This window comes from Pantoea sp. E2023-21 (assembly GCF_051302795.1).
Classification (GTDB): domain Bacteria; phylum Pseudomonadota; class Gammaproteobacteria; order Enterobacterales; family Enterobacteriaceae; genus Pantoea; species Pantoea ludwigii_A.
In genome coordinates this window covers 728,850-752,473 of sequence record NZ_CP195344.1, presented here as the reverse complement: position 1 = coordinate 752,473, position 23,624 = coordinate 728,850, and the positions used below count along the sequence as shown (strand labels likewise).

Sequence of the window (23,624 nt, the reverse complement as noted above, 5' to 3'; positions counted from 1 at the left end):
GTTGCACTGATGGAATTATCCTCTCTGACCGCCGTTTCACCTGTCGATGGTCGTTACGGCGATAAAGTCAGCCCACTGCGCGCCATTTTCAGCGAGTTCGGTTTGCTGAAATTTCGCGTTGAGGTTGAGGTTCGCTGGTTACAAAAACTGGCTACGACTGTAGAGATCAAGGAAGTTCCTGCATTTGATGCCGACGCAAACGCTTTCCTTGATGCCATTGTCGCCAATTTCAGCGAAGAAGACGCGGCACGCATTAAAACCATCGAGCGCACCACTAACCACGACGTTAAAGCCGTGGAGTATTTCCTCAAAGAGAAAGTGGCCAATGTGCCCGCCTTGCATGCGGTGTCTGAATTCATCCACTTCGCCTGCACCTCAGAAGATATCAATAACCTGTCTCATGCGCTGATGCTGGAAACCGCACGTCGCGATGTGATCGTGCCGTTCTGGAACCAGCTTATCGATGCCGTTAAAGGTCTGGCGCACGAATACCGTGACATTCCGCTGCTGTCGCGCACCCACGGCCAGCCCGCGACGCCGTCGACCATGGGTAAAGAGATGGCGAACGTGGCGTACCGCCTGGAGCGCCAACTGCGTCAGCTGAGCAAGATTGACGTACTGGGTAAAATCAACGGTGCGGTCGGCAACTACAACGCCCACATCTCTGCTTATCCGGAAGTGGATTGGCATCAGCTGAGCGAGCAGTTTGTGACCTCGCTGGGCATCACCTGGAATCCGTACACCACGCAGATTGAGCCGCACGATTATATCGCTGAACTGTTTGACTGCATCGCGCGCTTCAACACCATTCTGATCGACTTTGATCGTGATATCTGGGGTTACGTCGCGCTGAATCACTTCAAACAAAAAACCATCGCCGGTGAAATCGGTTCTTCCACCATGCCGCACAAAGTGAATCCGATTGACTTCGAAAACTCCGAAGGCAACCTTGGCCTGGCCAACGCGATGATGCAGCATCTGGCCAGCAAACTGCCGGTTTCACGCTGGCAGCGCGACCTGACCGATTCTACCGTGCTGCGTAACCTGGGCGTAGGCATCGGCTATGCGCTGATCGCCTATCAAGCCACGCTGAAAGGCATCTCTAAACTGGAAGTGAACCGCGATCGTCTGCTGGATGAGCTGGATCATAACTGGGAAGTGCTGGCTGAGCCGATCCAAACCGTGATGCGTCGTTACGGCATTGAAAAACCGTACGAGAAGCTGAAAGAGCTGACGCGCGGAAAACGTGTTGATGCCGCAGGTATGCAGACCTTTATTGACAGTCTCGACCTGCCGGAAGAGGAAAAAGTGCGTCTGAAGCAGATGACGCCAGCCAACTACCTCGGCCGTGCAATTCAGATGGTTGATGATTTGAAGTAATGCGTTAACCAGGCGCGTTTCGCGCGCCTGGTTGTTCTCTGGTTTAGCTGCCTTCGCATATACTCTTTCCAACATCACTACGTTGGAAGCTAAGGAAATACTATGCGTGTTCTGGTTGTGGAAGATAACGCGCTGCTGCGACATCATCTCGCCGTGCAGTTGCGTGAAATGGGCCATCAGGTCGATGCCGCAGAAGATGCCAAAGAAGCGGATTATTTCCTGCAAGAGCATATCCCCGATATCGCATTGGTGGATCTCGGTTTGCCCGATGAAGATGGCATGTCGCTGATCCGTCGCTGGCGCACCGATGCCGTTCGCCAACCGATTCTGGTATTGACCGCGCGCGAAGGTTGGCAAGCCAAAGTTGAAGCGCTGGAAGCCGGGGCCGACGACTACGTAACCAAACCGTTCCATATCGAGGAAGTTGCCGCCCGTTTACAGGCGCTGATGCGTCGTAATAGCGGACACGCTTCGCAGATTATCTCCATGCCGCCGTTCCAGGTCGATCTGTCACGCCGCGAACTGACGGTGCAAGACGAACCGGTGAAACTCACCGCTTTTGAGTACACCATCGTCGAAACATTGATTCGTAACGCCGGTAAAGTCGTGAGCAAAGATTCGCTGATGCTGCAACTCTATCCCGATGCTGAATTGCGCGAAAGTCACACCATCGACGTGCTGATGGGTCGTCTGCGCAAAAAAATTCTTTCACTCTATCCGAGCGAAGTGATTAACACCGTGCGCGGCCAGGGCTATCGCTTTGATCTGTGATTTATGACGTGGTTACAACGTTTACGCCCTTTTTCACTCCGCGCCCGTTTTTTGCTGGCGACAGCGGCGATCGTGCTGTTTCTGTCGCTCTCCTACGGCATGGTGGCCGTGGTTGGCTACGTAGTCAGCTTCGATAAAAATACTTATCGCGTGATGCGCGGCGAGAGCAATCTGTTCTTCACGCTAGCACAGTGGCACGACAATCAACTCACCATCGGCCAGCCGGAGCGCATGACGCTCAATTTCCCCACCTTGGTATTTATTTACGATGAGCACGGTAAGCTGCTGTGGCAACAGCGTGACGTGCCGGACATCCGAACCAAGATTCATCGCGAATGGCTGCTCAAACCTGATTTTTACGAAATCGACACCAGCACGCGTACCAGCATGGCGGCGATGGGAAATAACACGCAAGCGAAAGAGCGGCTGCATGCTCTGGATAGCGACAGCAACGATACCTTTACCCACTCGGTGGCGGTTAACCGTTACGATGCCACGACCAACTTACCCGCGCTGACCATCGTGGTGGTCGATTCGATTCCACAAGAGCTACAGCACTCTGATGTGGTGTGGTCGTGGTTTAGCTATGTGTTGGCGGCCAATCTGTTGCTGGTGATTCCGCTGCTGTGGCTGGCGGCGCACTGGAGTTTGCGTCCGATTGGCGATCTTACTTCGCAGGTGCGCGAGCTGGAAACCGGGCAGCGCGAGAATCTCAATGATAATCCGCCGCAAGAGCTCCGTAGCCTGGTGCGCAATCTTAACCTGCTGCTGACTAACGAACGCCAGCGCTATACGCGCTATCGCACTACCCTTTCAGATGTCACCCACAGCCTGAAAACGCCGCTGGCAGTGCTCCAAAGTACGCTGCGTTCCGTACGCAATGGCAAAGAGTTAACCATTGAAGAGGCCGAACCGGTGATGCTGGAGCAGATCAGCCGCATCTCGCAGCAAATTGGCTATTACCTGCATCGGGCCAGCATGCAGGCCGATCACAATCCGCTTCAGCGTGATTTGCATTCGGTCTCGGCGTTACTTGATAGCCTGTGTTCTGCCTTGAACAAGGTCTACCAGCGCAAAGGCGTGGCGATTACGCTGGATATCTCGCCAGAGCTCACCTTTATCGGCGACAAAAATGATTTTATGGAAGTGCTGGGTAACGTACTGGATAACGCCTGCAAATACTGCCTCGAATTCATTGAAGTCACCGCGCGCCAAACCGACAAAACGCTGCATCTGTTTATCGATGACGACGGGCCTGGTATTCCGGAAAACAAACGCGACCTGATCTTCGTGCGCGGTCAGCGCGCTGACACGTTGCGCCCAGGCCAGGGATTAGGTTTAGCCGTGGTGCGCGACATCCTCGAACAGTATGCCGGTCAGGTGATCGCCACGACCAGCCCGCTCGGTGGCGCGCGCATGGAAGTCATTTTTCAGCGACAGGAAGTCGAGCATCACCGCGAGTAGAATGGGACGCGGGCTGTTATACTTGCCATCATTCTTTGCAGCAAACGGACGCCTTATATGGACTATCAGCTCGACATCAACTGGCCCGACTTTATTCAGCGCTACTGGCAGAAACGCCCGGTGGTGCTTAAACGGGGTTTTAAAAACTTCGTCGACCCTATTTCTCCAGACGAGCTAGCCGGTCTGGCAATGGAAAATGAGGTGGATAGTCGCCTTGTTAGCCATAACGAGGGCAAATGGCAGGTCAGCCACGGTCCGTTTGAGAGCTACGATCATCTCGGCGAAAGTAACTGGTCGCTGCTGGTGCAGGCGGTAAACCACTGGCATGAACCTTCTGCTGCGCTAATGCGCCCGTTCCGTTTCCTGCCCGACTGGCGCGTTGACGATCTGATGATCTCCTTTGCCGTTCCCGGCGGCGGCGTGGGCCCGCATTTTGATCAATACGATGTGTTTATCATTCAGGGCACTGGCCGTCGTCGCTGGCGCGTGGGTGAAAAAGTGCCGTTGAAGCAGCACTGCCCGCACCCGGATCTGCTTCAAGTGGAGCCTTTCGACGCCATTATTGATGAAGAGATGGAGCCCGGCGATATTCTTTATATTCCGCCTGGATTCCCGCATGAAGGCTATTCGCTGGAAAACGCCATCAACTATTCGGTCGGTTTCCGCGCGCCAAATGGTCGCGAGTTGATCAGCGGTTTTGCCGATCACATGCTGGCTAACGAATTGGGCAGCTATCGCTACAGCGATCCGGATGTGCCATCGCGTGATTGCCCATCGCAAATCCTGCCGTCGGAACTGGAAGGTATCCGTCAAGTGATGATGGATGTGATTAACCAGCCGGAGCAGTTTAATCAGTGGTTTGGCGAATTCATTTCCCAGTCGCGTCACGAACTGGACGTCGCCCCGCCGGAGCCGCCTTATCAGCCGGATGAAATCTATGATGCGTTACAGCAAGGTGATGCGCTAACGCGACTCGGCGGCCTGCGCGTGTTGACCATCGGCGATGTGGTGTTTGTCAACGGTGAATCCGTCACCTGCAGCCATCCGCATGTGCTGGCAGCATTGGCGCATAATCACGTGCTGACGCTGGAAGATTTCGGGGATGCGCTGGACGATCCTTCACTGCTGGCGCAGCTGGCAGCGTTGGTAAATAGCGGGTATTGGTTCTTCGGCGAGTAAGCTACTTTTCGGCCGCCATGAATGGCGGCCCTGCGTTGTAAGGTGCGCATTTATGCGCACCGGTTACTGTCACTTCTTCTGCCCCGCCAGCTCAGCCAAACGCACAATTACCTCCACCGACTGCGCCATCACATTGAGTGAGGCGAACTCGTGCTTGCCGTGATAGTTGTAGCCACCGGTGAACAAGTTCGGGCAAGGCAATCCTTTCCACGATAGCGCAGAGCCATCGGTGCCACCGCGAATGGGTTTGACGTTCGGTTCAATGCCACAGTCGCGCATCGCCTGCAGCGCCAGCTCAATAATGTGCGGGTGCGGTTCAACCTTCTCACGCATGTTGCGATAGCTATCACTGATCTCGACTTTTATCGAACACTCGCTTTGCAGCCCTTGGCTCACGCGCTGGCCAATCTCTTCCAGCAGCTGTTTACGCTGGGCATAGCTGTCGGCATCAAAATCACGGATCAGATACATCAGCTCGGCATGCTCAACCGTCCCTTTGATGGTATGCAGATGGAAGAAACCTTCATAACCGTCGGTATACTGCGGCTTCTCTTTGGCTGGCAGTTCAGCGTGGAAGCGCATTGCCAAATCCAGCGCATTAACCATCACATTTTTGGCGCTGCCAGGATGCACGTTGTTGCCGGTGATTTTAACCATCGCGGTGGCAGCGTTAAAATTCTCGAACTCAAATTCGCCGAGATCGCTGCCATCGACGGTGTAAGCCCAATCGGCAGCGAAACCTTCGACATCGAAGTGCGACGCACCGCGGCCAATCTCTTCATCCGGCGTAAAGGCCACGCGAATCGCCCCGTGCGGCGTATCACTGGTTGCCAGACGCGCCATCGCGGTCATGATCTCGGCGATACCGGCTTTGTCATCGGCACCCAGCAGGGTTTTGCCATCGGTGGTGATCAACGTATGACCAATGAGCTTATGCAGGATCGGGAACATCACCGGCGACAGAATTTCATCGCCGTTGCCGAGGGCGATATCGCCACCACGGTAGTTTTCGATAATCTGCGGATTGACGTTTTTGGCGGTGAAATCCGGAGACGTGTCCATATGCGAAATAAAGCCGATCACCGGCGTAGCCCAATCGACGTTTGCCGGTAAAGTACCCATTACGCAGCAATGATCGCTCAGAGAAACATCAACAAAGCCTAGCGCGATGAGTTCTTCCTGTAATTGACGCGCCAGCGCCCACTGCCCTTCACTGCTTGGCACCTGTCGTGCCTGAGGTTTTGACTGAGTTTCTACTGCGACATAACTGAGAAAACGCTCAAGTAATTGATCCATCTGTCATCCCTCTAAAGAACCTGCGTCATTATCATGGTGGCCTACTGCCGCCATGTTGCGTCAAATCATTATCCTTCAGGTTAGCTCTCTCAACGGGAATTGCGTTGAAAATTCGCTCACTGTTGCCTGTCCGACTTTCCCGTTACGCATACTCCGGCATTTTTCGGAGTTTTCAAGGTAAATCCGTGGCAAAACATGGCATTGACACATTTTTGCGGTATCATCGCGCCCTTCATCACCGCAAGCCGTCAACCGCGGCTATGCTGTAACCTGATTCACCATCAGACTGAGTGACTAAAATGACGCAAACACGCGCTCCCGCGCTGGTTACGCTTTCTGGCATCAGTAAAGCTTTTGATGGCAAAACCATCATCTCCGACTTCGACCTGACCATCCGTCACGGCGAATTCATCACGCTGCTCGGCCCTTCCGGCTGCGGAAAAACCACCATTTTACGCCTGATTGCCGGACTGGAAGATGCCGATCGCGGTCACATCACTCTTGATGATAATGACATCACCGATCTGCCGGCCGAGCATCGCCACATCAACACCGTGTTTCAGAGCTATGCGCTGTTTCCGCATATGTCGGTGTTTGAAAATGTCGCTTTTGGCCTGCGTATGCAGAGAACGCCATCAGCGGAGATCATCACGCGCGTTAACGATGCGCTAGCGATGGTGCAGCTGGAGAGCTTTGCCGATCGGCGTCCGCATCAGCTTTCTGGCGGTCAGCAACAGCGCGTGGCCATTGCACGCGCGGTGGTCAACCGTCCGAAAGTACTGCTGCTGGATGAGTCGCTGTCGGCGCTGGATTACAAGCTGCGTCGTCAAATGCAAAACGAGCTAAAAGCGCTGCAGCGTAAGCTCGGCATTACCTTTGTCTTTGTTACTCACGATCAGGAAGAGGCGCTGACCATGTCCGATCGTATCGTGGTGATGCGCGATGGCCGCATCGAACAGGACGGCACACCGCGCGAAATCTACGAAGAGCCCGCCAACCTGTTTGTAGCGCGCTTTATTGGCGAGATTAACGTGTTCGATGCCGAGGTGCTAAACAGCGATCATGCGCCCACCATCCGCGCCTGCGTGGAAGGCCGCGAATGTGAACTGCAGTGTGATTTTCCGGTGAGCGTGGGCGATAAGCTACATGTGCTGCTGCGTCCGGAAGATCTGCGCGTGGAAGAGATCGATCACGACAGCCGCAGCGATAATCTGATCGGCTATGTGCGCGAGCGCAACTATAAAGGCATGACGCTGGAATCTACCGTTGAGCTGGAGAACGGCAAGTTGCTGACGGTGAGCGAATTCTTCAACGAAGACGATCCCGATTTTGACCACTCGCTGAACCAGAAGATGGCCGTCAGCTGGGTAGCAAACTGGGAGGTGGTGCTGCCGTATGAAGTTGATGCGTAACCGTCTGCAGAACGTCATTGTGCTGCTTATCGTCAGCTGGCTGACGCTGTTTGTGCTGCTGCCCAACATGATGATCTTCGCCACCAGCTTCCTGACGCGTGACGATGCGCATTTTGTCAGTATGGCCTTCACCCTCAACAACTACACGCGGCTGCTCGATCCGCTTTACGCCGATGTGCTGCTGCATTCGCTGAATATGGCGTTTATCGCCACGCTCTGTTGCCTGCTGCTCGGTTATCCGTTTGCCTGGTGTTTGACTAAGCTGCCCGCGCGTCTGCGTCCGCTGATGCTGTTCCTGCTGATTGTGCCGTTCTGGACCAACTCGCTAATCCGCATCTACGGATTGAAAATTTTCCTCAGCACGCGCGGCTGGCTAAATGAATTTTTGCTGTGGATCGGCGTAATCGACAAACCGTTTCGCATTATGTACACCTCAGAAGCGGTGATTCTGGGGCTGATCTACATTCTGTTGCCGTTTATGGTGCTGCCCCTCTACTCCAGCCTGGAAAAGCTGGATAAATCCTGCCTCGAAGCGGCACGCGATCTTGGCGCGAATAAAGTGAAAACTTTCTGGCGCATCATTTTGCCGCTGACCATGCCGGGCATTGTCGCCGGGTGTCTGCTGGTGTTTATCCCGGCGATGGGCTTGTTCTTCGTGGCGGATTTACTGGGGGGCGCAAAAAATTTGTTGATTGGTAACGTCATTAAGAGCCAGTTCCTTAATATCCGTGATTGGCCGTTCGGTGCCGCCACCAGTATTGTGATGACGCTGCTGATGGGGCTGATGCTGCTGGCTTACTGGCGTGCGGCGCGTATGCTGAACAGCAAGGTGGAGCTGCAATGATGGCGCGTTGGTTACGCAGCGGCTTCATGACCGTGATTTATGCCTGGTTTTATATCCCGATCATCATTTTAATCGTCAACTCCTTCAACAGTTCGCGCTTCGGCATTAACTGGCAGGGCTTCAGCACGCAGTGGTATCGCCTGTTGATGAATAACGACAGCTTGATTCAGGCGGCACAACATTCGCTGCTGATGGGCGTACTCTCCGCCAGCTGCGCCACCCTTATCGGCTCGCTGACCGCTGTCGCCCTGTATCGCTATCGTTTCCGCGGCAAACCGTTCGTCAGCGGCATGCTGTTTGTGGTGATGATGTCGCCGGATATCGTGATGGCAATTTCACTGCTGGTGCTGTTTATGCTGCTGGGCATTTCGCTCGGCTTCTGGTCGCTGCTGTTTTCACACATCACCTTCTGCCTGCCGTTTGTGGTAATTACCGTCTATTCGCGCCTAAAAGGGTTTGATGTACGCATGCTGGAAGCCGCCAAAGATCTCGGTGCCAGCGAAGTCACCATATTACGCAAGATTCTGCTGCCGCTGGCGCTACCGGCCGTCGCAGCGGGTTGGCTGTTAAGCTTTACGCTGTCGATGGACGATGTGGTGGTTTCGTCGTTCGTCACCGGGCCGAGCTTTGAAATCTTGCCATTAAAAATTTATTCGATGGTTAAAGTTGGCGTGTCACCCGAAGTGAATGCGCTGGCGACAATTTTGCTGCTGCTGTCGCTGCTGTTGGTGGCGCTCAGTCAGCTGCTGCTCCGTGATAAAACCAAATAGAGGATAATCGATGAAAAAATGGTCTCATTGGCTGGCGGCTGGGGCGCTGGCATTGGGCATGCAGAGCGCGCAGGCAGATGACAGCAAAACGCTCTATTTCTATAACTGGACCGAATATGTGCCACCGGGGCTGCTGGAGCAGTTCACCAAAGAGACCGGCATTAAGGTGATTTACTCTACCTACGAATCCAATGAAAGCATGTATGCCAAGCTGAAGACCTGGAAAGATGGCGCCTATGATTTGGTGGTGCCTTCAACCTACTTCGTCGCCAAAATGCGCCATGAAGGCATGCTGCAAAAGATTGATAAATCTCAGCTCAGCAACTTCAAAAATCTCGATCCTAACCTGCTGAATAAGCCGTTTGATCCTAACAACGATTATTCGATTCCCTATATCTGGGGTGCAACGGCAATTGGGATCAACACCGATGAAGTGGATGCTAATAGCATCACCCGCTGGGCCGATTTGTGGAAGCCGGAGTATAAGCAAAGCCTGCTGCTGACCGACGATGCGCGAGAAGTGTTCCAGATGGCGCTGCGCAAGTTGGGCTATTCGGGCAATACCCGCGATCCAAAACAGATCGACGCTGCCTACGAAGAGTTGAGAAAGCTGATGCCGAACGTGCTGGCGTTCAACTCCGATAACCCGGGCAACCCGTTTATGGAAGGCGAAGTGAACGTTGGCATGATCTGGAACGGTTCGGCGTATGTTGCACGCCAGGCGGGCACGCCGCTGCAGATTGTCTGGCCGCAGGAAGGCGGGATTTTCTGGATGGATAATCTGGCGATTCCGGCTAACGCGAAAAACCGTGAAGGCGCGCTGAAGCTGATTAACTTCCTGCTGCGCCCGGCAGTCGCAGCGCAAGTGGCGGAAACCATTGGTTATCCTACGCCAAACCTGGCGGCGAAGAAGTTGTTGCCGCCGGAAGTAGCCAACGATCCTTCGCTTTATCCGTCAGCCGACGTGATTAAAAACGGCGAATGGCAGAATGATGTTGGTGATGCCAGCGTGCAGTATGAGACGCTGTTCCAGAAGTTGAAGGCGGGACGTTAATCACTTGTAAGGTCGCTATTCATGGCGACCTGGAATACCGGGTGCGCAAAAATGCGCACCCTATAATTTTCTCTACTTATACAACCCACGCAAGAATGTATGCACAAACTCCGGCACCACTTCGCTGGCTAAGCCGTAATGACGCTCGGCAAACTCATTGCCGACCTGGCTCGGTTCCAGATTCAGTTCCACGGTATGCGCGCCCTGCAGTTTCGCCTCATGGACAAACCCGGCGGCGGGATAGACATGGCCTGACGTGCCAACGGCGATAAACAGATTCGCCTGCTCAATCGCCTGATAAATCTCTTCCATCCCCAGCGGCATTTCACCAAACCATACGATGTGCGGACGCAACATTGCCGGGAACTGGCAGCAGGTGCAGCGATCGTCCGGCGTTAAATCTTCGGTCCAGTCCAGCACTTGTCCGCTGTTCACACAACGCACCTTCAGCAGCTCACCGTGCATATGCAGCACGCGTTGGCTGCCGGCACGTTCGTGCAGGTTATCGATATTCTGCGTCACCAACAGGAAATTATCGCCCAGCACCTGCTCCAGTTCTGCCAGCGCTTTGTGCGCAGTGTTAGGCTGAATCTCTGACTGCTGCAGCTGTTGACGGCGCGCATTGTAGAACGCCTGCACCAGCGCAGGATCGCGCTGAAAACCTTCCGGCGTGGCGACATCTTCCACGCGGTGCTCTTCCCACAAGCCATCGGCGGCACGGAAAGTGCGAATCCCCGACTCGGCGGAAATACCCGCGCCAGTCAGCACTACCACGCGCGGTTGCGGATGCGCAGCCAGTTCAGCTTTGCGATCGCGCTCGAAGATGCGTTGGCGAAAGCGCTGATGCACCTTGCGGCGGTTTTTTTTGTCGCGGGCGAGTCGTAGGCGGCGGCGCGGTATGCGCATAAAAGCTCCTTATCTGCGGCGTTTATCGCCGCGCTTCGGGTATTTTTCGGGCCAATCTGCCCGATAATAGCAGCCGCACGGCGGCTGCGTTTTATCTTTACTGACCGCTGAGCACGCGGGCCGGATCGATACGGCTGGCGCGCCGTGCCGGATACCAGCTGGCAATCAGGCTCAGCACAATCGCGGTGCCCAGCACCGAAATCACATCAATCCAGTGCAGTTCAGACGGCAGAAAATCGATAAAGTAGATATCGCCCGCCAGCAGCTGATGCCCGGTAAGGTGCTCAAACACGCGCATCACCGGCGTGAGATTGAGCGCCACCAGCACGCCAACCACCACGCCGCTGACGCTGCCGAGCAGGCCAGCCAGCAAGCCGTACCAAATAAAGATGGCGCGAATCAGGCCGTCTTTAGCGCCCAGCGTGCGCAGCACCGCGATGTCGCTGCTCTTATCTTTTACCGCCATCACCAGCGTCGAAACGATGTTAAAGCAGGCCACACCAATCACCAGCACCATGGCTAAATACATAATGGCGCGAATCATCTGGATGTCACGGTACATGTAGCCGTAAGTGCCAATCCAGCTCTTGATATAGACGTAAGAGTGCGTCACTTCACCGGCGTCACGCACCAGCTTCTGCGCCTGGAACGGGTCGTTCATCTTCAGCGCAATACCGCTGACGCTGTCGCCCATATCCAGATACGTCTGCGCATCGGCCAGCGGCACCAGCGCCAGGCTGTGATCGAGCATGCCGCTCAGTTGCAGCACGCCGCTGACCTGCAGACGAATACGTTTCGGCTGCAGCAGTTTATTTTCGCCATCATTATTCGGAATCATGATGGTGATCCAATCGCCCTGTTTGACGTTAAGCGATTTGGCGATGCCGCCACCAAGGATGATCTGTTGTTTGCCGGCCGCGAACTGCGACCAGGCATCACCGGCGACAAAGCTCGGTAAGGCGCTAAGCCGCGATTCCTGCTGCGGATCGACGCCTTTTACCTGTAGCGCTTGCAGCTTCGCGCCACTCTCAATCAGCCCGGTAAAGTTGATGTACGGCGCAGCCGCAGCAATGCCGGAAACCTGTTCAATGGGGGCGATCATCGGTTGCCAGTGGCGGAACGGCTGATTAACCGGTTCGATTTCACCGTGTGGCACCACCGCTAGAATGCGGTTATTGAGCTCACGTTCAAAGCCGTTCATGGCGCTCAGGCCGATGATCAATACCGCCACGCCCAGCGCGATGCCAATGGTGGAAATGATGGAGATCAGCGAGACCATGCCACCACGCCGCCGTCCGCGGCTAAAACGCAGCCCGAGCAGCAGAGATAATGACGAAGCCATCAGATCACTCCCAGCGTCAGTTGGTCGCTCAGCTCACCGTCGCGCATCTCCATTTGACGGCTTAGGCGTTTCGCCAGTTGCAGATCGTGCGTCACCACCAGGAAGGCGGTGCCCTGTTTGACGTTCAGCTCGCCCAGCAGTTCAAAAATCGCGTCGGCGTTACGGGCATCGAGGTTACCGGTAGGTTCATCGGCCATCACCAGACGCGGACGATTTACCAGCGCGCGGGCAATCGCCACACGCTGACGTTCCCCACCCGACAACTCAGAAGGCCGATGCGCGGCACGCTTTTCCAGCCCAACCGCCGCCAGCATTTCACGTGCGCGGGATTCCGCTTCCGCTTTGCCAATTTTGCCTATCAGTAGCGGCATCGCGACGTTCTCCAGCGCGCTGAAGTCTGGCAGTAAATGGTGGAACTGATAGATAAAGCCCAGCTCGCGGTTACGCAGCTCTGCTTTGGCGGCTGACGACATGGCGTTCAGCGATTTGCCATCAAAAACCACATCGCCCGAGGTCGGTGCATCCAAACCGCCCAGCAGGTGCAACAAGGTACTTTTCCCTGAACCGGAGCTGCCGACAATCGCCGTCAGTTCACCCGGCTGCAGACTGAAAGCGACATTGCGCAGTACATCGGTCTGCACGCTGCCTTCCTGATAGCGTTTGCACAGGTCACGACACTGCAACAAAGGAGTATTACTCATAACGTAAAGCCTCAGCGGGTTGGACGGCAGCAGCGCGCCACGACGGATAAAGGGTAGACAGCAGCGCGACGGCCATCGAGACCAGCGCAATCGTGATCACCTGCAACACGTTGATGTCGACCGGCAGCGCCGCGCCATCAAGGAACAGGCCAATCACCGGCATCAAATTATTGAGCTGGCTGGCGAGCAGCACACCCAGCAGAGTGCCAAGCAGCGCGCCAATAATCCCGGCGCTGGCGCCCTGCACCATAAATACTGCGACAATCTGACGACGGGTTAATCCCAGCGTTTGCAGAATCGCCACTTCGCCCTGCTTTTCCATGATCAACAGGCCAAGCGAGGTAATGATATTAAAGGCCGCTACCGCGATGATTAGGCTCAGCAGAAGGCCCATCATGTTTTTCTCCATGCGCACCGCCTGGAACAGATCGCCTTTACGCTCACGCCAGTCTTTCCACGTCAGGCCATCTGGCAGCTTTTGCTGGCTGAGCGCATCAACGCTCAACGGCTTATCCAGCCATAAACGCCAGCCGGTGATATTGCCGAGCGGGTATCGCATCACGCGTGACGCATCTTGCTGGTTGACCAGAATCTGATAGCCATCAACTTCGCTGTTTGCCGCATAAGTGCCCGCCACGGTGAAAATACGCTGACTCGGCAAACGCCCCACCGGCGTGAACTGACTGACCGACGGCACCATTAAACGCAGCTGATCGCCGCGCTTTACGCCGAGCTGCGCGGCAAGTTGTTCACCGAGGATGACGTTATATTGGCCGGGTTGCAGCACGCGTTGCTGCGTGTTAACGAGGAACGGCGTCAGCGGATCTGCTTCATCAGGATTGATGCCAAGCATCACGCCCACCGAAACGTTACGCGCGCTCTGCAATACCACATCCGCAGTAGTCAGCGGAGCCATGCGCTTGACGCCTTGCAGTTTGAGGCCCTCCGCCGGCAACGCTTTCGGGTCAATGCTGCCCTTGTCGCTGGTGACCAGCGCCTGCGGCATCAGGCCAAGGATATTCCCTTCCAGCTCGCGCTCGAAGCCGTTCATCACCGATAACACGGTGACCAGCGCCAATACGCCGAGCGTAATGCCGATAGTAGAGAGCCAGGAGACGAAGCGACCAAAGCGGTCTGAGGCACGTCCACGCATGTAGCGCAAACCGATGAATAACGCGACTGGTTGATACATGAGATCCGTCTTGGCAGTTGCCTGAAAATAAGTAGTGGGATGATAAAGGAGGTGCCTGCTTTATGAAACCTCTAACCCTCTGAGTTAGCGGCAAAGTTGTGTCAAAAACCGTATCAGCCCAAGGTTATGCATAAATTTGCGACAAATTAATGATGTTATTTGTACGTTTATTGGTCATGGGCTGGCGTAGACTTATTGATGAAACACCGATGGCGACGAGGAGTACACCATGTTCAAGTTCCCCAAAAACAGTATTGTGAAACACAAATCGGGTGAAATCAGAGGCGAGATTGTCAACGTTTTTGAACAGGGAGATGCGCCAACCGGCTATTACGTGAAGTGGGACGACGGCAATCACAGTTACCATCTGGAGAAAGAGCTGTCATGGGCCAATGTTGATCGTCCACGGATGCACTACACCCAGCAATCGAGTAAGTGATTTGTGGTCGCCATGAATGGCGACCCTACGTTATTTCATCATGAATGGCGCCCCTTCGCGTTTTTGTAGGGGCGTCATTTATGGCGACCAGGCAGAAACTCCGAAACGACAGATGATCCTCAGGGCGGATTATGGAATGATGACGCCCTGTAATCCAAGGAGAGAATGTCGAGATCCCATGTCGGAACAGAGTCGTTATACCCTGCCAGTCAAAGCCGGCGACCATCGCCAGCTCGGCCAGTTAGTCGGCGCCGCGCAAGCGCTTGAGTGTGCCAGCATCACCGAACGCCACAGCGGTCCGGTGTTGATGATTACCCCGGATATGCAATCTGCCCTGCGCCTGCAGGAGGAGATACGCCAGTTCACCGATCTGCCGGTCACCCATCTCGCTGACTGGGAAACCCTGCCCTACGACAGCTTCTCGCCGCATCAGGACATCATCTCCGCTCGCCTCTCTACGCTGTATCAACTGCCCAATTTAACGCGTGGCATGCTGATTATGCCGGTCAACACGCTCATGCAGCGCGTCTGTCCGCACAGCTTCCTGCACGGCCATGCGCTGGTGATGCAGCAAGGGCAAAAACTGTCGCGCGATGCGCTGCGCGATCAGCTGGAGCAGGCCGGTTATCGCCACGTTGATCAGGTGATGGAGCACGGCGAATACGCCACGCGCGGCGCGTTGCTCGATCTGTTCCCAATGGGCAGCGATCAGCCCTATCGCATTGACTTCTTTGATGACGAAATTGATAGCCTGCGTCTGTTTGATGTTGATACCCAGCGCACGCTGGAAGCGGTCAATGCCATCAACCTGCTGCCGGCGCATGAATTCCCGACCGATAAAGCCGCCATCGAGCTGTTCCGCAGCCGCTGGCGCGAAACCTTTGATGTGCGTCGTGAACCGGAGCACGTCTATCAACAGGTGAGCAAAGGCACACTGCCCGCCGGGATCGAATATTGGCAGCCGCTGTTCTTCGAGCAGGAACTGCCGACGCTGTTCAGCTACCTGCCGGGTAATACGCTGCTGCTCAACAGCGGCGATTTGCTGGCTAGCGCCGAGCGCTTCTGGCTTGATGCCAACGCGCGCTTTGAGAATCGCCGTATCGATCCGATGCGTCCCTTGCTGGAGCCGGTCACGCTGTGGCTGCGTCCCGATGCGCTGCTGAGCGAACTAAAAGCCTGGCCGCGTATGCAACTCAGCAGCGAGACGCTGCCGGAGAAAGCGGCGAACACCAACCTGGGTTATCAGCCGCTGCCGGAATTAACGGTGCAGGCGCAGGCCAAAGCGCCGCTCGATCTGCTGCGTCAATTCCTCGAACAATTCAGCGGTCAGGTGATTTTCTCGGTAGAGAGTGAAGGCCGCCGCGAAAGCCTGCAAGAATTGTTGACGCGCATCAAATTGCGTCTGCACGCTATCGATCACGTTGATCAAGCCGCCGATCAGCCGCACAGCTTGATGATTGGCGCCAGCGAGCGTGGCTTTATCGATACGCAACGCCATCTGGCATTGATCTGCGAAAGCGATCTGCTCGGCGAGCGCGTGAGTCGTCGGCGCCAGGATAATCGCCGCACCATCAATCCCGATGTGCTGATCCGCAACCTTGCCGAGCTGCATCCCGGCCAGCCGGTAGTGCATCTTGAGCACGGCGTCGGGCGTTATATTGGTCTGACCACGCTCGAAGCTGGCGGCATCGTCGCCGAATACCTGATGCTCTCCTATGCTGGCGACGCCAAGCTGTACGTGCCGGTTTCGTCGCTGCATCTGATTAGCCGCTATGCCGGCGGTGCGGACGAGAATGCGCCGCTGCATAAACTCGGCAGTGATGCCTGGTCACGCGCGCGGCAAAAAGCGGCCGAGAAAGTGCGCGACGTGGCGGCGGAGCTGCTGGATATCTACGCCCAACGCGCGGCCAAAACCGGCTTCGCCTTTAAGCACGATCGCGATCAGTATCAGTTGTTCTGTGAAGGTTTCCCGTTTGAAACTACGCCGGATCAAGGTCAGGCGATCAATGCGGTATTGAGCGACATGTGTCAGCCGCTGGCGATGGATCGCCTGGTGTGCGGTGACGTGGGCTTTGGTAAAACCGAAGTGGCAATGCGTGCCGCCTTCCTGGCGGTTGAGAACGCCAAACAGGTCGCGGTGCTGGTGCCGACCACGCTGCTGGCGCAGCAGCATTACGACAACTTCCGCGATCGTTTCGCTAACTGGCCGGTGCGCATTGAGATGCTGTCGCGCTTCCGTACCGCTAAAGAACAAACTCAGGTGCTGGAGCAGGCGCGCGAAGGCAAAGTCGATATTCTGATCGGCACGCATAAGCTGCTGTCGAACGACCTGAAATGGCACGATCTTGGCCTACTGATCGTGGATGAAGAGCATCGCTTTGGCGTGCGTCACAAAGAGCGTATCAAGGCGATGCGCGCCGATGTGGATATCCTGACGCTCACCGCTACGCCAATTCCGCGTACCCTGAATATGGCGATGAGCGGTATGCGCGATCTGTCGATTATTGCCACGCCACCGGCACGACGCATGGCGGTGAAAACCTTTGTGCGTGAGTACGATAGTCTGGTGGTGCGCGAGGCGATTCTGCGTGAAGTGCTGCGCGGCGGCCAGGTTTACTATCTCTATAATGACGTGGAGAACATCGAGAAAGCGGCGCAGCGGCTGGCCGATCTGGTACCGGAAGCGCGTATTGCCATTGGGCATGGTCAGATGCGCGAGCGCGATTTGGAGCGGGTGATGAATGATTTTCACCATCAGCGCTTCAACGTGCTGGTGTGTACCACCATCATCGAAACCGGTATCGACGTACCCAGCGCCAACACCATTATCATCGAACGCGCCGATCACTTTGGTCTGGCCCAGCTGCATCAGTTGCGTGGCCGCGTAGGACGTTCGCACCATCAGGCCTATGCGTGGCTGCTGACGCCGCATCCAAAAGCCATGACCACCGATGCGCAGAAGCGTCTGGAAGCGATCGCTTCGCTGGAAGATTTAGGTGCCGGTTTTGCACTGGCGACGCACGATCTGGAGATTCGCGGTGCCGGAGAACTGCTCGGTGAAGATCAGAGCGGCCAGATGGAAACCATCGGCTTCACATTGTATATGGAGCTGCTGGAGAACGCGGTCGATGCGCTGAAAGCAGGCCGCGAGCCGTCGCTGGAAGATCTTACCAGCAATCAAACCGAAATCGAATTGCGTATGCCTGCCCTGCTACCGGATGATTTTATTCCGGATGTAAACACCCGTTTGTCGCTCTACAAGCGCGTAGCCAGCGCGGCGGATGCGCAGGATCTGGCGGAGTTGAAGGTCGAGATGATCGACCGCTTCGGTAAACTGCCGGATGCTGCGCGTAATCTGCTGGATATCGCCGGGTTGCGCTTAGTGGCGCGCGAGTTGGGGATTCGTAAGATTGAAGCCAGCGATAAAGGCGGTTTCTTCGAGTTTGCGCCGCAAAATCAGGTCGATCCGGGTTGGCTGATTGGGCTGCTGCAGAAAGATCCCCAACAGTGGAAGCTGGATGGTCCAACCCGTCTGAAATTTACCCGTGAAATGGCCGACCGAAAAATTCGTATGGAATGGGTGCAGGGATTTGTCAGCGAACTGGCGAAAAAACGGGTTTAATGCCGTAGGGTCGCCATACATGGCGTAATGCTCGTCAGTTAAGCATGCGCTGAGCTGTGCACTGACACCGCAGAGGTTCCGCCCGCTAGGCATCCGGCAGTTTCAGAACGCGTCAAGCAGGCGGCCGGGCTAAGGTCCGAAGGCGCGGACCTTAGCAATCCGCGCCTGCGCCGTCCTCGCTGTTCCCTCGCTTATCCCTCCGGCCTGACGGACCGCGCGGATTCGCCATCCCTGGCTCATGCCGCGCTTTCGCCGACGTCGTGTCGGCTCATCCGGGCCGTCGCTCTGCGCTCGGCGCTGCGGATGGCGCCCAACACCGCTGCCTGTGAATGCAATATCTGGTCTGAAATTTCGTTGGCTGAAGGTTTAAGCAAACCTGGTCGCCATGTATGGCGGACCGACGAAAAAAGCGCCTTGCGGCGCTTTTACGTTACGGCTGCTGTGATGCATCTTTGCCCAATTAGGCCTGATTCGAATTGAGTATTAGCTGACCATTTCGGTCGAGTGGAATGCGGGTGCCAGGGTCGTTTTCCATGCGGATTTTGCCCTGCTGGTCGCCTATTTTATAGGTCACATCATAACCCAGCATTTTTTCCTGTTTATCGTATACCGTTTTGCAACGTTGCTCGTTGGTGGTGTATGTATCGCGATCCTGCAACGCACCCTGCACCTGATTACCGCCGTAACCACCAGCCAGCGCACCCGCTACTGTAGCGACATCGCGTCCGCGTCCGCCACCAAACTGATGGCCCAACACGCCGCCTGCTACCGCGCCCAGCACCGAACCGGCAATACGATTCTCATCCTGTACCGCACGACGATGGGTTAAGGTCACGTTGCGACACTCCTGTCGCGGCTGTTTGATGCTCTCTTTGATCGGTGTTGCCGACAAGACTTGTGCAAACTGCGGGCCGCGATCGAAAACATCCATGCTGGCGACAGCGGCAACACCTAACGCTGCTGCTACGCCGATACCGATACCCGCTAACATTGATTTATTCACAGGAATGTCCTCCTGAAGGTTGTTACCGCGCATTCCTGCCGCTACGAAATCCTGTGTAGCCGAGGCATAACCGGCGTGCGCGCCGCGCCGTGTTTGTTGGTAATAAGTTTTACAGATGGACCGTAATTGCAACATCAGATTAATGGAGGAAACGCAGCGGAAACCCATCAGGGCCAGCTTTTAGGAGAGTTCTGAGAGCGGGTGAAATCGTGCCGTAATCTTAAGCTGAACGTGGATTTTTCAGCGGCTTACGGCAGCTAGCATAGCGTGGGGCGGCATTACACCGCCCGGGAATCATTAGTGCAGCTTGAGGCGCGGACGCAGTACGCGGTTAAGACTGCCGACCAGCATCATCAACCCGGTCTTGAAGTATCCGTGGAGCGCAATCTGGTGCATACGATATAGAGAGATGTAGACAAAACGCGCAATGCGCCCTTCCACCATCATCGATCCGCGCATCAGGTTGCCCATCAAACTTCCTACGGTGCTGAAGCGGGAGAGCGATACCAGCGAACCGTGATCTTTATAGACATAGGCTTTCAATGGCTTGTCTTTACGCTGGGCGAGAATATTGTCCAGCGCCCGCGACGCCATCTGGTGCGCCGACTGCGCACGCGGCGGCACAAATCCGCCACCCGGCAGCGCGCAGGATGCGCAATCGCCAATGGCATAGATGTCGTCATCCAGCGTAGTTTGTAACGTCTCTTTCACCACCAACTGATTGATGCGGTTGGTTTCCAGGCCGCCAATCTCTTTCAGGAAGTCTGGCGCTTTAATACCGGCCGCCCACACCATCAGATCGGCATCAATGAATTCGCCGCCTTTGGTATTCAAGCCCTTTTCTGTGGCGCTGGTTACCATCGTTTGCGTCAATACACGCACGCCGAGCTTAGTCAGTTCCTGATGTGCCGCGGCGGAGATACGCGGTGGCAACGCCGGCAGAATACGTTCACCGGCTTCCACCAGCGTGACATTCAACGAGCTGCTATCCAGACCTTTATAGCCGTAGCTGTGCAGCTGTTTCACCGCGTTATACAGCTCTGCGGAGAGTTCCACACCGGTGGCGCCGCCGCCGACAATGGCAATATTCACTTTCTCCAGGCTGCCTTCGCTGGCCGAGAAACGCAGGAACAGGTTAAGCATTTCGTTGTGGAAACGACGTGCCTGATGCGGGTTATCGAGGAAGATGCAGTGATCTTTTACCCCCGGCGTGCCGAAGTCGTTTGAGGTACTGCCGAGCGCAATGACCAGGCGATCGTAGGCCAGCTCACGCTGCGGCACTAATAACGCACCTTCCGCGTCGCGGATTTCGGCCAGCTCAAGGGTTTTGCTTTCACGGTTGATTTGCGTCAGCGATCCCAGTTGGAACTGGAAGCCATGATTACGCGCGTGGGCCAGGTAGCTCAGCGCATCAATCCCTTCGTCCATCGAACCGGTTGCCACTTCATGCAGCAGCGGTTTCCATAGATGGCTGTGGTTACGATCGACCAGAATGATCTCGGCTTTCTTCTTGCGTCCCAGCTTGTGACCGAGCTGCGTTGCCAGCTCTAAGCCACCCGCACCACCGCCGATGATAACGATTTTTTCCATAGATGTAGTCAACAAAGACCCCCTCAAAGTTGTAAACCAATAGTTAATTAATGGTTAATAAAAACCTTAATAAACATAGGGTTGGCGACGTTAAATCGCGAGCTGAGGGCAGAATATCACGGCGTCGGAGACATCACATAAGAAAATTGATGTACATCAATCTTTCAGCTGAATTATCAGAATGTTACACATTTTATGCGCCGCATCACACGGCGCGCTGGCGATCAGGCGAGGAGTTTGAACGCTTTGATGCGCTGTAAATGCGGCGCGATGTTCTTGAATTTATGGCTGGCTTCGTCATCCCAGATGATTTCATAGAACGGATGCAGATGCCCCGCACTGCGCTGATTATCCAGCGCTTCATCCTGACGAGAGAGAATCGCCAGGCACTTTTCGCGGTTCTTTTCACGAAAATCGCTGACGCACTTGGTAGCAATATCGAGATACTCTTCCGGACGATCGATTTTGCCTTCCATATTTTCAAACGGGAACAAATTAGGATTGAACATCACCTGACGCATGCCGCAGAGAAAACCAATGCGCTCGGCCCAATACCCACCCAGCCCAACCCCGCATATCAGCGGATGCGCATCATCGCCCTGTTGCAGCAGCTTGTCGCACTCTTTCAGCAGAAACTGCATGTCGTGTTTGGGATGGCGAGTGCTGTAGCTCACTAATCTGACGTCCGGGTCGATAAACTGCAGCTGCAGCACCTTTTCATGGTTGCCCGGACTGTTGGAATCAAAACCGTGCAGATAGATGATCATGATTATCCTCAGCGTGGAATGAAATCCGGGCAGCGACGCTTATCTGCCCGAGGCTTTGTGCGCCAGCCAGCGCTCTTGTAACGCGCTTAACTGACGCTGATTTTGCCGCCAGCGATCGCTTGCCAACAGGCTTTGACGGGTTAACCGGCCTTGATGGTATAACTGTGTAACGCGCTCTGCCTCGATCGGCGTCAAGTTATCCAGCACGCTCACCGCGCCCGCGCGCTGATTGCACACCAGGATCATATCGCAACCGGCATTCAGCGACTGCTGTGCGCGTTCGGAGTAGCTGCCCATCACCGCTGCGCCTTCCATTGATAAGTCATCAGAGAAAATCACGCCGTTGAAGCCGAGCTCTTTACGCAACACGGTTTGCAGCCAGTACGGCGAACCGCTGGCGGGCAACGGGTCCACCTCAGTATAGATAACGTGCGCCGGCATCACCGCATCGAGGAGTTGCTCGTCAATCAACTGCTTAAAGATCGCCATGTCATGCTGACGCAGCGTCGCGGCATCGCGAGGGTCGCGCGGCGTCTCTTTATGCGAATCCGCGCTGACCGCGCCGTGACCTGGGAAATGTTTACCGGTGGTTTTCATGCCCGCTTCATGCATGCCGTTGATAAAACGACGCGCGACCTGCAGCGCGATGGACGGATCTTCATGGAACGAACGATCCCCAATGGCCGCACTGATGTGACCAATATCCAGCACTGGCGCGAAACTGATGTCGATGTCCATGGCGATCATCTCTGCCGCCATTTGCCAACCCGCCTGCTGCGCCAGTTCACCCGCAACGTTGAGATCGTGTAGCGCGGCGAAAGATTGCATGGCCGGCAGCTGCGTGAAGCCGTCGCGGAAACGCTGTACGCGGCCGCCTTCCTGATCCACCGCCACCACCAGACGATGACGCGAAGCAGCGCGAATCTGGCGCACCAGCTCTGCCAACTGCTCGACATCGTGGAAGTTGCGGGTAAACAAAATCAGCCCGCCCACCAGCGGATGCTGCAGAATTTCGCGCTCTTCGGCGTCCAGCTCATAGCTTTCGACGTCGAGCATCAGCGGTCCAGGCGTGTTCATGGTCATGTTTAAAATCCTAGGTTAAAGATCGTGCCAGCTGGCCTGCGCCAGCTGTAGTAATGTGTCATCCTGGCTCTGCTCGGCACGCAGCTGATACCAACTGGCCATCAACAATTGCAGCCACGGCTGCCAGCGCTGCATCTGGCGCGCCAGCGCTTGCTCGTCCAGATGGGCCTGTGCAGCATAACCGCTAATCCACGCCGATCGCGTATCACCATCAACAGCACACACCGCCGCCAGTTCCAGCGCCACGTCGCCGTCGGCGGCGTATTCCCAGTCGATCAGGCGTAATCCGGCTGGCGTAGCAATCAGGTTACCGGCATGCACGTCCATATGCAGTGGCGCAAGGCGCAATGGCTGCGGTTCGCCCTGCTGTAATAAGCGCTGCAGACGACGCTGCCAGCGCCAATGACGCTGATGGCAAAGCTGCCAATAGCGCTGCAGCAGCGGCGCTAAGCGTAAACGATAGCCGGTTAACGGCTGTTGGTGCAGACGCTGCAGCAGCAGCAAAATCGCCTCTCGCTGCGCGTTAAACTGCGCGGGCGTGAGCACCTCGCCCGATAGCCAACTTTGTAGCAGCCAGGGATCGCGCCACGCCAGCGGCTGCGGCCCCAACTCCGCGTGCCTAAGCCGCTGCAACACGCGGTATTCGCGCTGGCGATCAACAAACGGAATCACCTGCGGCGGCGCACGTCGCGCCAGCAACTCGCCCTGCGACGTCTGCACGCGCACGCTTTGCCCGCTCAGTCCCGGCAGCGCGAAAAAATGACCGGCAGCTTGCGCCGTCGGCCATTGTTGCTGAATCATTTTTTGCA

Annotated in this window: 20 protein-coding genes; 10 read left to right on the top strand and 10 right to left on the bottom strand. The window is 55.7% G+C overall.

What is annotated here, in order from left to right; genetic code table 11:
- Positions 1-9: 9 nt before the first annotated feature.
- The 4 genes from purB to ACRQ84_RS03590 all read left to right on the top strand — a co-directional run bounded on the left by purB (position 10) and on the right by ACRQ84_RS03590 (position 4,794).
- Entirely contained in the window at positions 10-1,380 is a 1,371-nt protein-coding gene (gene purB / locus ACRQ84_RS03605) for an adenylosuccinate lyase (RefSeq protein ID WP_483817195.1), read from the top strand.
- A 102-nt stretch (positions 1,381-1,482) separates the two neighbouring features.
- Positions 1,483-2,151, top strand: a complete 669-nt coding sequence (gene phoP / locus ACRQ84_RS03600; protein ID WP_064740908.1) for a two-component system response regulator PhoP — start codon at positions 1,483-1,485, stop codon at positions 2,149-2,151.
- Between the two features lie 3 nt (positions 2,152-2,154).
- Entirely contained in the window at positions 2,155-3,615 is a 1,461-nt protein-coding gene (gene phoQ, locus ACRQ84_RS03595) for a two-component system sensor histidine kinase PhoQ (protein WP_483817194.1), read from the top strand.
- A 57-nt stretch (positions 3,616-3,672) separates the two neighbouring features.
- Positions 3,673-4,794 (top strand): ribosomal protein uL16 3-hydroxylase, encoded by a 1,122-nt coding sequence (locus ACRQ84_RS03590; RefSeq protein ID WP_064740906.1) that lies wholly within the window; start codon positions 3,673-3,675, stop codon positions 4,792-4,794.
- Positions 4,795-4,863: 69 nt separating this feature from the next.
- On the opposite strand, the gene pepT is transcribed toward ACRQ84_RS03590, so the two are convergent.
- Positions 4,864-6,090, bottom strand: a complete 1,227-nt coding sequence (pepT, locus tag ACRQ84_RS03585) for a peptidase T (protein WP_064740905.1) — start codon at positions 6,088-6,090, stop codon at positions 4,864-4,866.
- A gap of 299 nt (positions 6,091-6,389) precedes the next feature.
- Here pepT and potA point away from each other — a divergent pair, with 299 nt between their 5' ends.
- The 4 genes from potA to potD are packed head-to-tail and all read left to right on the top strand — an operon-like array spanning position 6,390 to position 10,170.
- Entirely contained in the window at positions 6,390-7,502 is a 1,113-nt protein-coding gene (gene potA, locus ACRQ84_RS03580) for a spermidine/putrescine ABC transporter ATP-binding protein PotA (protein WP_483817193.1), read from the top strand.
- On the top strand, positions 7,486-8,346 hold the full coding sequence (gene potB / locus ACRQ84_RS03575; RefSeq protein WP_483817192.1) for a spermidine/putrescine ABC transporter permease PotB: 861 nt from the start codon (positions 7,486-7,488) through the stop codon (positions 8,344-8,346). Before potA ends, potB begins: the two co-directional genes overlap by 17 nt.
- Positions 8,343-9,116 carry a spermidine/putrescine ABC transporter permease PotC gene (potC, locus tag ACRQ84_RS03570; RefSeq protein ID WP_064740902.1) on the top strand — a complete coding sequence of 258 codons (774 nt, stop codon included), beginning with the start codon at positions 8,343-8,345 and terminating at the stop codon, positions 9,114-9,116. Before potB ends, potC begins: the two co-directional genes overlap by 4 nt.
- Before the next feature lie 10 nt (positions 9,117-9,126).
- Entirely contained in the window at positions 9,127-10,170 is a 1,044-nt protein-coding gene (gene potD / locus ACRQ84_RS03565; protein WP_064740901.1) for a spermidine/putrescine ABC transporter substrate-binding protein PotD, read from the top strand.
- Positions 10,171-10,242: 72 nt separating this feature from the next.
- On the opposite strand, the gene cobB is transcribed toward potD, so the two are convergent.
- From cobB to lolC, 4 genes are all read right to left on the bottom strand, one after another.
- Positions 10,243-11,076: a Sir2 family NAD+-dependent deacetylase gene (gene cobB, locus ACRQ84_RS03560; RefSeq protein WP_483817191.1), complete on the bottom strand. Its 834-nt coding sequence runs from the start codon at positions 11,074-11,076 to the stop codon at positions 10,243-10,245.
- A 97-nt stretch (positions 11,077-11,173) separates the two neighbouring features.
- Complete coding sequence (gene lolE, locus ACRQ84_RS03555) at positions 11,174-12,418, bottom strand: lipoprotein-releasing ABC transporter permease subunit LolE (protein ID WP_064740899.1); 1,245 nt, start codon at positions 12,416-12,418, stop codon at positions 11,174-11,176.
- On the bottom strand, positions 12,418-13,119 hold the full coding sequence (gene lolD, locus ACRQ84_RS03550) for a lipoprotein-releasing ABC transporter ATP-binding protein LolD (RefSeq protein WP_064740898.1): 702 nt from the start codon (positions 13,117-13,119) through the stop codon (positions 12,418-12,420). The genes lolE and lolD overlap by 1 nt, the downstream gene beginning before the upstream one ends.
- Positions 13,112-14,311 (bottom strand): lipoprotein-releasing ABC transporter permease subunit LolC, encoded by a 1,200-nt coding sequence (lolC, locus tag ACRQ84_RS03545; protein ID WP_483817190.1) that lies wholly within the window; start codon positions 14,309-14,311, stop codon positions 13,112-13,114. Before lolC ends, lolD begins: the two co-directional genes overlap by 8 nt.
- A gap of 229 nt (positions 14,312-14,540) precedes the next feature.
- On the opposite strand from lolC, the gene ACRQ84_RS03540 reads away from it, so the two are divergent.
- Positions 14,541-14,750 (top strand): hypothetical protein, encoded by a 210-nt coding sequence (locus tag ACRQ84_RS03540; RefSeq protein ID WP_064740896.1) that lies wholly within the window; start codon positions 14,541-14,543, stop codon positions 14,748-14,750.
- Between the two features lie 178 nt (positions 14,751-14,928).
- Positions 14,929-18,372 (top strand): transcription-repair coupling factor, encoded by a 3,444-nt coding sequence (gene mfd / locus ACRQ84_RS03535; RefSeq protein ID WP_483817189.1) that lies wholly within the window; start codon positions 14,929-14,931, stop codon positions 18,370-18,372.
- 460 nt (positions 18,373-18,832) lie between these two features.
- Here mfd and ACRQ84_RS03530 read toward each other — a convergent pair whose 3' ends face one another.
- The 5 genes from ACRQ84_RS03530 to thiK form a co-directional block, all read right to left on the bottom strand.
- Positions 18,833-19,375 (bottom strand): glycine zipper 2TM domain-containing protein, encoded by a 543-nt coding sequence (locus ACRQ84_RS03530; protein ID WP_007885735.1) that lies wholly within the window; start codon positions 19,373-19,375, stop codon positions 18,833-18,835.
- Between the two features lie 297 nt (positions 19,376-19,672).
- Complete coding sequence (locus ACRQ84_RS03525; protein WP_064740894.1) at positions 19,673-20,977, bottom strand: NAD(P)/FAD-dependent oxidoreductase; 1,305 nt, start codon at positions 20,975-20,977, stop codon at positions 19,673-19,675.
- Positions 20,978-21,189: 212 nt separating this feature from the next.
- The gene (gene ycfP / locus ACRQ84_RS03520) at positions 21,190-21,732 is read right to left on the bottom strand and encodes an alpha/beta hydrolase YcfP (RefSeq protein ID WP_064740893.1); all 543 of its coding nucleotides are present in this window, start codon (positions 21,730-21,732) and stop codon (positions 21,190-21,192) included.
- 39 nt (positions 21,733-21,771) lie between these two features.
- Entirely contained in the window at positions 21,772-22,815 is a 1,044-nt protein-coding gene (gene nagZ / locus ACRQ84_RS03515) for a beta-N-acetylhexosaminidase (RefSeq protein ID WP_483817188.1), read from the bottom strand.
- 15 nt (positions 22,816-22,830) lie between these two features.
- Positions 22,831-23,616 carry a thiamine kinase gene (gene thiK / locus ACRQ84_RS03510; protein ID WP_483817877.1) on the bottom strand — a complete coding sequence of 262 codons (786 nt, stop codon included), beginning with the start codon at positions 23,614-23,616 and terminating at the stop codon, positions 22,831-22,833.
- Positions 23,617-23,624: the final 8 nt, after the last annotated feature.

Bases quoted from the DNA above. Each gene is read 5' to 3' on its own strand.
- lolE (WP_064740899.1), bottom strand. From the start codon at position 12,418: ATGGCTTCGTCATTATCTCTGCTGCTCGGGCTGCGTTTTAGCCGCGGA.
- ACRQ84_RS03590 (WP_064740906.1), top strand. From the start codon at position 3,673: ATGGACTATCAGCTCGACATCAACTGGCCCGACTTTATTCAGCGCTAC.
- thiK (WP_483817877.1), bottom strand. From the start codon at position 23,616: ATGATTCAGCAACAATGGCCGACGGCGCAAGCTGCCGGTCATTTTTTC.
- mfd (WP_483817189.1), top strand. From the start codon at position 14,929: ATGTCGGAACAGAGTCGTTATACCCTGCCAGTCAAAGCCGGCGACCAT.
- potD (WP_064740901.1), top strand. From the start codon at position 9,127: ATGAAAAAATGGTCTCATTGGCTGGCGGCTGGGGCGCTGGCATTGGGC.
- nagZ (WP_483817188.1), bottom strand. From the start codon at position 22,815: ATGACCATGAACACGCCTGGACCGCTGATGCTCGACGTCGAAAGCTAT.
- purB (WP_483817195.1), top strand. From the start codon at position 10: ATGGAATTATCCTCTCTGACCGCCGTTTCACCTGTCGATGGTCGTTAC.
- potC (WP_064740902.1), top strand. From the start codon at position 8,343: ATGATGGCGCGTTGGTTACGCAGCGGCTTCATGACCGTGATTTATGCC.
- potA (WP_483817193.1), top strand. From the start codon at position 6,390: ATGACGCAAACACGCGCTCCCGCGCTGGTTACGCTTTCTGGCATCAGT.
- pepT (WP_064740905.1), bottom strand. From the start codon at position 6,090: ATGGATCAATTACTTGAGCGTTTTCTCAGTTATGTCGCAGTAGAAACT.
- phoP (WP_064740908.1), top strand. From the start codon at position 1,483: ATGCGTGTTCTGGTTGTGGAAGATAACGCGCTGCTGCGACATCATCTC.
- cobB (WP_483817191.1), bottom strand. From the start codon at position 11,076: ATGCGCATACCGCGCCGCCGCCTACGACTCGCCCGCGACAAAAAAAAC.
- potB (WP_483817192.1), top strand. From the start codon at position 7,486: ATGAAGTTGATGCGTAACCGTCTGCAGAACGTCATTGTGCTGCTTATC.
- ACRQ84_RS03540 (WP_064740896.1), top strand. From the start codon at position 14,541: ATGTTCAAGTTCCCCAAAAACAGTATTGTGAAACACAAATCGGGTGAA.
- lolC (WP_483817190.1), bottom strand. From the start codon at position 14,311: ATGTATCAACCAGTCGCGTTATTCATCGGTTTGCGCTACATGCGTGGA.
- ycfP (WP_064740893.1), bottom strand. From the start codon at position 21,732: ATGATCATCTATCTGCACGGTTTTGATTCCAACAGTCCGGGCAACCAT.
- lolD (WP_064740898.1), bottom strand. From the start codon at position 13,119: ATGAGTAATACTCCTTTGTTGCAGTGTCGTGACCTGTGCAAACGCTAT.
- phoQ (WP_483817194.1), top strand. From the start codon at position 2,155: ATGACGTGGTTACAACGTTTACGCCCTTTTTCACTCCGCGCCCGTTTT.